The organism is Gammaproteobacteria bacterium (assembly GCA_013003425.1).
Classification (GTDB): domain Bacteria; phylum Pseudomonadota; class Gammaproteobacteria; order Steroidobacterales; family JABDKV01; genus JABDJB01.
Window position 1 is genome coordinate 22,462 of record JABDJB010000055.1, and the last position, 6,921, is coordinate 29,382.

General features: G+C 59.5%; 4 protein-coding genes. All 4 read left to right on the forward strand.

The window, feature by feature from the left end:
- Positions 1–19: 19 nt before the first annotated feature.
- The gene (gene acnA, locus HKN06_08180; GenBank protein ID NNF61292.1) at positions 20–2,764 is read left to right on the forward strand and encodes an aconitate hydratase AcnA; all 2,745 of its coding nucleotides are present in this window, start codon (positions 20–22) and stop codon (positions 2,762–2,764) included.
- Between the two features lie 5 nt (positions 2,765–2,769).
- On the forward strand, positions 2,770–3,507 hold the full coding sequence (locus HKN06_08185) for an NAD-dependent deacylase (GenBank protein NNF61293.1): 738 nt from the start codon (positions 2,770–2,772) through the stop codon (positions 3,505–3,507).
- Between the two features lie 2 nt (positions 3,508–3,509).
- Entirely contained in the window at positions 3,510–4,319 is an 810-nt protein-coding gene (locus HKN06_08190) for an NAD(P)-dependent oxidoreductase (GenBank protein ID NNF61294.1), read from the forward strand.
- 355 nt (positions 4,320–4,674) lie between these two features.
- Positions 4,675–6,921, forward strand: a 2,247-nt coding sequence (locus tag HKN06_08195; protein NNF61295.1) for a hypothetical protein, incomplete at its 3' end; no start/stop codon positions are given.

Sequence of the window (6,921 nt, forward strand, 5' to 3'; positions counted from 1 at the left end):
TAATAACAGGGAGATCAGGATGACTGAACTGCGGGATCGCGCCCGGGCCCGGCTCAGCGTGGGTGACAACGACTACGAGATTTACCGGCTCGACAGCGTTGAAGGCATCGATTTGAATCGCCTGCCCTACTCCCTGAAAATCCTGCTGGAAAACCTGCTGCGTCACGAAAACGGTGTGGACGTCACTGCCGATGACATTGACGCGCTGGCCAACTGGAAGCCGAAGGAAGAACCGAGCACTGAAATTGCGTTTACCCCGGCACGGGTAATCATGCAGGATTTTACCGGCGTGCCCGCCGTGGTCGACCTGGCCGCCATGCGCGATGCCATCGTTGCCCTGGGCGGCAAGGCATCAGCTATCAACCCGCTGGCCCCGGCCGAACTGGTGATTGACCACTCCGTGCAGGTGGACAACTACGGCCGCCCAGATGCGCTCGATCTTAATAACAAGATTGAATTTCAGCGTAACCGCGAACGCTATTCATTTCTGCGCTGGGGCCAGGACGCCTTCAGCAACTTTAAAGTGGTGCCGCCGAATACCGGCATCGTGCACCAGGTCAACCTCGAGTACCTGGCCCGGGTGGTATTCGACACGCAGAAGGACGGCAAGCGCGTCGCTTATCCCGATACGCTGGTCGGCACCGATTCCCACACCACCATGATCAACGGTCTCGGCGTGCTCGGCTGGGGCGTTGGCGGTATCGAGGCCGAAGCTGCCATGCTGGGCCAGGCGATCACGATGCTGATCCCGCAGGTCGTCGGCGTACGACTTACCGGCAGGCTGCCCGAGGGCGCCACGGCGACGGACCTGGTACTGACCGTTACCGAACTGATGCGCAACACCGGTGTGGTTGGCAAGTTCGTCGAATTTTTCGGCGACGGCCTGGCCGAACTGCCGCTGGCCGATCGCGCCACCCTGGGCAACATGTCACCGGAGTTCGGCAGCACCTGTGCCATATTCCCGATCGACAACGAGACGCTGCGTTACATGGACCTGTCCGGTCGCGATCGCGACCAGATCAGGCTGGTTGAGGCCTATGCCAAAGAACAGACTCTGTGGCGTAACGATGACGATCCTGATGCGGAATACTCGCAGATCGTCAGCCTGGACCTGGCATCGGTCGAACCGAGCATTGCCGGTCCGAAACGGCCGCAGGACCGTATCGCGCTGCGCGGCTCGGCGAAAAAATTCCACCAGCTGATGCAACCGATCCACGTCGAGCGCGAAAAGCTGACGCTTGTTGAAAGCCGTTTCGAAGACGAAGGCGGCGACACGGCAGTGGGCGCTGCGGACTCGATGCTGCATGGCGCGGCACAGGTCGATCTCGATGGCGATTCGTTCACCCTGAAAGACGGCGCGGTACTGATTGCAGCGATAACCAGCTGCACCAATACCTCAAACCCTGACGTCATGCTGGCGGCCGGCCTGCTGGCACGCAACGCTCACGCCAGGGGCCTGACGACCAAACCATGGGTCAAGACCAGCCTGGCCCCCGGGTCGAAGGTAGTCACCAACTATCTGGACAAGGCCGGGTTGTCCGACGACCTTCGGGCGCTGGGCTTCCACACGGTTGGCTACGGCTGTACCACCTGTATCGGCAATTCCGGCCCGTTGCTCCCTGAAATATCCAACGCAGTAACACAGCACAACATCGTTGGCTGCTCGGTGCTGTCGGGAAACCGCAATTTCGAGGGCCGTATTCACCAGAACATACGCATGAACTTCCTCGCATCGCCGCCACTGGTAGTGGCCTACGCGCTGGCCGGTAACCTGGACGTTGATCTTTACAACGACCCGCTTGGCACCGGCAAAGACGGTAAGCCGGTATTCCTGAAGGACATCTGGCCGCAGCGCGAGCAGATACAGGAAACGGTCATGGGTTGCATCGACTCGACTATGTTCCGGTCAAGCTATGACAGCGTGTTTGCCGGTGACGCAAACTGGAACAACCTCGACGTACCGGAAGGCGAAATTTACCAGTGGGCAGAAGACTCCACCTACGTGCGTAACCCGCCCTACTTCGTCGACATGGGCCACCAGCCCGATGCCATCGACGATATCGAAGGGGCGCGTTGTATCGCATTGCTGGGCGACACCGTGACCACCGACCACATTTCGCCGGCTGGCAGCATCGCCGTGGACAGCCCGGCGGCCGCCTACCTGCAGTCGCGCGGGGTTGAGCCGAAAGACTTTAACTCCTACGGCTCGCGGCGCGGTAACCACGAGGTCATGATGCGTGGCACCTTTGCCAACATTCGCCTGCGCAACCAGCTTGCGCCCGGCACCGAGGGCGGCTGGTCCACGCATATACCGTCAGGCGAACAGATGACGATTTTCGACGCCGCGCAACGTTACGCCCAGGAGAACACGCCGCTGATTGTCATTGCCGGCAGCGAATACGGTACCGGCTCGTCGCGTGACTGGGCCGCCAAAGGCACCCTGTTGCTGGGCATCAGGGCCGTCATTACCACCAGCTACGAGCGAATTCACCGTTCCAACCTGATCGGCATGGGCGTACTGCCCCTGCAGTTCATGGAGGGCGAAGATGCGAAGAAGCTGGGTCTTACCGGCAAGGAACGCTTTAGCATTACCGGTCTGAACAATGGCAATGCCAGGGTGGTGAACGTGGTGGCGCTGTCGGATAACGGCGGTGGCGCCAAAGAGTTCGAGGCGCGGGTGCGTATTGATACGCCGAAGGAGCGCGACTACTACCGCAACGGCGGTATTCTTCACTACGTACTGCGACAGATCGCCAACGCCTGACCTGAGTGAGCATACCGGCGCAACTGGTCGAGGCGTTGCGCCAGGCGCAGCACGTGGTGGTGCTGACCGGGTCCGGCGTGTCAGCCGAGTCCGGCGTGCCGACGTTTCGCGATGCACAGACCGGCCTGTGGTCGCGTTTTCGCCCGGAGGACCTGGCCACGCCACAGGCGTTTCGTCGCGACCCGAAAACGGTGTGGGAATGGTACGCGTGGCGCCGCGGCCTGGTTAACGAAGTCGAGCCCAATCCCGGCCACTACGCCATCGCGCGGCTGGAACAGCTGGTGCCGCGGCTGACGCTCATCACGCAGAACGTCGACGGCTTGCACCAGCGTGCCGGCAGTACGTCAGCGGTGGAATTCCACGGCAATATACTCGGTAACCGGTGCCTCGAAGAACATCGCTTGCTCGGCGATGACGAACTGACAGCCGGCACGCCGCCAACCTGTAATCATTGCGGCGCTCTGGTGCGGCCCGACGTGGTCTGGTTTGGCGAGGAAATTGACCAGGCGGTGCTCGACACCGCGTTGACCGCCTGTGCACGCTGCGATGTGCTGCTGTCGGTCGGCACCGCTTCGGAGGTGCAGCCGGCGGCCGGGCTGGCTGAACTGGCCCTGTCATGCGATGCCGTTGTGGCCGAAGTCAATCCGGCCGCCACGCCGCTGTCATCGCTGGTTCATTTCTGTCTGCGCGGATCGTCCGGGAAATTGCTGCCCGCACTGATCGCCGCTATTGAAGAGGAATAAAGATGTCACTGAAAGGCAAGACTCTGTTCATCACCGGCGGCAGCCGCGGCATCGGCAAGGCCATTGCGCTGCGTGCCGCCCGTGATGGCGCCAATATCGTCATTGCGTCGAAAACCGACAAACCGCACAAGGTGCTGCCCGGTACAATACACACTGCGGCGAAGGAAATTGTCGACGCGGGCGGCCAGGCGCTGGCGGCACAAATGGATGTACGCAACGAGCGCGCCATCGCCGACGCCGTGGAACGCACGGTCGACGAGTTCGGCGGCATCGATATCATGGTCAACAACGCCAGCGCCATCAATCTCACCGGCACGCTGGAAACACCGATGCGGCGCTTCGATTTGATGTTTTCGGTGAACGTGCGCGGCACTTTTGCCTGCTCGCAGGCCTGCCTGCCGCACCTGTTGAAGGCGGACAACCCGCATATCCTGAATATCTCGCCGCCGCTGAACATGGAACCGAACTGGTTTGGCCCGCATGTTGCCTACACCATGTCCAAATACGGCATGAGCCAGTGTGTGCTCGGCATGGCCGAGGAATTCGCCAGCCGTGTTTCGGTAAACGCGCTGTGGCCGCGCACCCTCATTGCCACCGCCGCGCTGAAAATGATTCCCGGCATGGATCCGCGCAACGGCCGCAAGCCCGAGATCATGGCCGACGCCGCGCACGCCGTGCTGACACAGACCGACCGCAGCTACACCGGGCAATTTCTCATCGACGACGACGTGCTGCGCGCCGCCGGCGTCACCGACTTCGATGACTATGCCGTCGAGCCCGGCTTTCCGCTCACCACCGACCTCTTTTTATAGGGGTCAGACCGAGATTATTTGTAACAATTGCCGACCGGGCGCTTTCGCGTGCGCCAGGCCTTGCCCGGCCGCACTGAGCGGCCAGGCATGGCTTCAACCTGGCCCGGGAACCTGTGGGTCTGACCCTAATTTCCGAGGGGTCAGACCGAGATTAATTGCCACAAGCAGGTATCCCGGCAGTTCCCGCAGATTGTTACGAATAATCTCGGTCTGACCCTAATTTTTTTAGATATCACGCGAGAAATAATATCTAACTACATGGTTCTAATAGTTTTATTAATAAGATCATCCGACGGAACGGCTGCCCGAATTGGACTATATTTGTAGGAACAATCAAAAAGTCGGAGAAATGCCGATGAATAAGCCAGGAACGGCACGGGTATTCACACTGCTCAGCCTCGCGGTTGCCACCGTTTCACCCCAACCCGCCATGAGCTATGACGTCGAAGTCATACCGGTCAGCGTCTACAACGATGCACCCTCTATTGAGGCTTTCGATGTGATTGCTGGCGTCAGCGGTTTTGCCATCGAGGATTTTGAGGACGAGGGATTGATCCTGTCCTATGCGCTTGGTGGCGGCCAGGGCATGTCAGTTTTGCCGCGATTATTTAATCGCAGTGAAATGGGATTTAACGGCGGACAGTTCTGGCTCGACGACCCATGGGACGGAGACCACGTCCTGAGTAATTACATCGGTAATGACGGTACCGAGCAGGGTGGACTCGATGTCGAGGAACTGAGACTGATATTCAATGGTGGCCCCGGAGTGGTGGGGATCGGATTATCCAACCTGCAGTCCAACGCAAACCTGCAGGTGAACGGCGTCACGATCGAGAGCCTTTTTCAGCTGCCCTTACAAAGTGGGCTGGGGCGAAACGGTTATATCAAGATCACAGCGCAATCCGGCGATGCGCCCATTCTGTCTGTTGGCTTTGTGGACGGTACGCTGGCCACCGGAGACAGCATCACTGTCGACCATGTTGCGTTCGGTGCTGCATCGGCGCCGACTGAAAGCCCGATGCGCACGAATAATTCATCCGAGGTACCAACAAATACGGAGCAGAAGTATGGCGAATGCAGCGTGCTGCCTCATAACGGCGAGAACCGGCTGGACCGGATCGATCTGGCCGTGCCGGGCCGTGGCGATATTCACTTTCAATTCAACCGACGCTACCGCAGCCGCATCCGCTACGACGGACCGATTGGCCACAACTGGGATTTCAGCTACAACGAACGGCTGGCAATCCAGCCCTCTGGCGACGTGCTGCGGCAGGACAAAGGCCGCACCGACATCTGGACGATCAATCCTGACGACAGCTATACCTCGGCAAGGGGCTTCTTTGGCTCGCTGATTAAACAACCTGACGACACTTTCGTCATCCGCGAACCGAACGGTTTCAAGCGAATGTACGACGCCAACGGCGTACTCACCGAGTACCGTGACCGGCACGGCAACCAGATGCTGTTCGAGTACGATGGTGACGGCAATCTGGATCGTGTTATCGACGCTTACGGCCGGCTGTTCGATTTCACATTCGCCGATGATCGTCTCGCATCAATTGTCGACTTCACGGGTCGCGCAGTAGTCTATGGCTACGATACCAATGGCGACCTCGTGAGCGTCCGCACCCCGGTGGTGACCGGCACATCAACCGGTAACGATTTCCCGGCCGGTCGCACCGAGAGCTACACCTATTCGTCTGGTTTCACAAACCTGGACCTCAATCACAATTTGCTCAGTGTCACCCGTTCGCAGGAAGTCGCCGATGGTGGCAACCCCTACTACACCTGGACTTATGGCGAAGACCCGGCCGATCCACTGAACTTTGACCGGGCGCTGACCCAGAACATGGGCGGCACCAATGCCTCGGGTGTTGCCGCGGGAGGCGCCTACACATTCTTCTACGAAGAACTCAACACCGAAGCACCACCCGGCGACGCGACTATCGAGCGACTGAAGGCCACCGTGACCGACCGCGCCGGCAACATCGAGGAGACTTTTTACAACGAATTTACCCAGCGCATCCGCAAACGTGAACTGACCCGGGGCCTGCGTCTCGGCGAGCCGACGGCTTACGAGACAAGCTGGGTTTTTAATGACGACGACCTGCTGATCAGCAGGATCCTTCCTGAAGGTAACGAGATTCAGTACGTTTATCAAAGTGGCGGCAGCCGCGGCAGCCAGCGCAATGTGATCGAGATGCGGCTGGTCGCCGACCCGGGCCGTGGCGGTGGTGAAGACCTCGTGACCACTTACAGCTATGACCCGCTATTTAATCAGCCGCTGTCGGCGACCGGTCCACGCGGCAATGCAACCGGCTTCACACCGCCAATCGGTACCGCTTCGGCCGCCCGCTACACGACCAACACCTTTATTGATTACCAGGAGAGCAATGATCCGATCCAGGACGCGGTTGATTTCGGGATCGACCTATCAAGTGTTTCGCGTGGACTCGGTGATCTGAATGGCGACGGGCTCACAAATCAAACTGCCGGCAATATCGTGCGTATCGCGGCGCCGACGGTGCAGTTGCTGCCCGGCTCCAACGAAGCCGGCAACTTTGGTGCCACGTCGCAGCCGGTCATCACCGAGATGCAATGG